The sequence below is a fragment of the Rhodopseudomonas sp. BR0C11 genome (genome assembly GCF_010820945.1).
GTDB classification, from domain to species: Bacteria; Pseudomonadota; Alphaproteobacteria; order Rhizobiales; family Xanthobacteraceae; genus Rhodopseudomonas; species Rhodopseudomonas palustris_H.
In genome coordinates, this window is the sequence record NZ_QTKI01000661.1 from 1 (window position 1) to 1,597 (window position 1,597).

Annotated in this window: 4 protein-coding genes; all 4 read left to right on the forward strand. The window is 64.7% G+C overall.

The genetic code is table 11. The features are described from left to right. Positions 1-270 (forward strand): hypothetical protein (locus tag DYI24_RS26315; RefSeq protein WP_164574399.1); only part of this gene is annotated, 270 nt, incomplete at its 5' end. Between the two features lie 121 nt (positions 271-391). Continuing rightward, a complete protein-coding gene (locus DYI24_RS26320; RefSeq protein ID WP_164574400.1) occupies positions 392-691 on the forward strand; it encodes a hypothetical protein in 300 nt (99 codons plus the stop codon). A gap of 52 nt (positions 692-743) precedes the next feature. Further along, on the forward strand, positions 744-1,151 hold the full coding sequence (locus DYI24_RS26325) for a hypothetical protein (RefSeq protein WP_164574401.1): 408 nt from the start codon (positions 744-746) through the stop codon (positions 1,149-1,151). Between the two features lie 60 nt (positions 1,152-1,211). Further along, positions 1,212-1,478 (forward strand): hypothetical protein, encoded by a 267-nt coding sequence (locus tag DYI24_RS26330; protein ID WP_164574402.1) that lies wholly within the window; start codon positions 1,212-1,214, stop codon positions 1,476-1,478. Positions 1,479-1,597 lie beyond the last annotated feature (119 nt).

Here is a 1,597-nt window from a genome sequence, read left to right on the forward strand (position 1 = left end):
GCGCCGTTCAAGGCGCTGTGGATCTCCGCAGCCAAGAGCCTGACGATCCTCAGCGGCTATGCGGTCGTCGGACTATCGCAGGCGATCGACCACGCGGACGACATCGCCAGCTTCGTCGCTGATCCGTCGGTGCAGGAGAAGGCGCAGCAATTGCAGCAGTACCTCGGGCCAGACGCCAAGTTCTGGACCGGCGTCATCTCCGCGGTGGCGGTGCTGTTCATTCTCTCGCGGGCGCGCTCGATCATCTTCAAGCCGAAGCCGGCGGAGTAGGGGCGATGTGGGAGATCATCGCCAAGATCGTCTCCGGCGGCCTCAATGCGGTGCTGGGGACGATCGGCAAGACCGTCACCGACATCCACGCCGACAACACCACGCGCTATCGCAACGAGACGTGCAGAAGAGCCAGGGCGCGTGGGGGCCTTACGGCATCGCCGGCTTCATCATCGCGATGTCGTTCGCGTTCCACGTCGCGATGATCGTGCTGGACTCCTGCAGCTGGCACCTGGTGCCGGTGCTGAGGCTCTACGTGGTCCCGTGGCTGGAGTGGCAGCCGCACGTCGTCGGCTCGTGGGAGGTGGCGAAGCTTCCCGGCAAGTTCGAAGAGACCGAACACGCGATCCTGCAGGCGCTGTTCTATGTCGGCCCGCCCTCGGCGGCGCTGGTGATCGCCGCGAAGGCATTTCGACGATAGCGGCCGGCCGGCGCGCGGTGCGCCGGGCGTTGGCCTTCGGGGTAGGGGCGAAATGCTGGAATTCATCGAGCGGCCCGAGTTTGTCGGGCCGGTATGCGCCGCCATCGGTGTCGGGCTCACCGTGGGCGGAAACGTTCTGATCAATCGGTTCAAGACGTCCGCGGCGGTGGCGATCGCCAGGGAGAAGTCGGAGCCGAACGTCCAGACCGCAATCAGCGAAGCGGTGGCCGGTCTGGTCAAGCACTACACGCAGGCCTTGGCGGAGCAGACCGCCGAGGTGCGCGAGCTGCGCAACGAGATCGCCGAGCTTCGCCGCACGGTGGAATCGCAGAACGAAGAGATCGCGGAACTGAACCGCGAGATCTCCGGTCTCAACGATCACATCGACGCGCTGTCCAGCGAGCTGAAGAAACACGGCATCGAGCCGCCGGCGCGGCCCGATGTGCCTGTGAACGCCTGAATTCGGCGGGCTGCGCCTGCCGCGAACCAACCATCCATCAGCAACACCAAGAGGTGAGAAATGGTCGACGTAGTCGAGCGCGACGATGGTCGCTTAATTGATTTTGGAGATCGCGCCCGCGTGGAGCGGCGCGCCAAACCCGAGGAAGACGGCAGCTACGTCTGGGTGGCTTACGAAAAGGTCGACGTCGTCGACGGTAAGCACCCGGTGCTGAAGGACGCCAACGGCGAGCCCGCGCAGACCACCTACACCTACGTCTGGGTGATCCGCGGCAGCGGCACCGAAGCCGAGGCCCGCGCCCAGGCGCTGGCGCTGGCTGGCGGCTAAAGGAGGCAATGAGCCATGGCAAATGTCGTTCAAGATCGGGTGCTTGATCTCGGTCTCAACGTGCTCGATACCGAGTCGACGCACATCTACATCACGTCAGCCGACGCGACGACCTATAC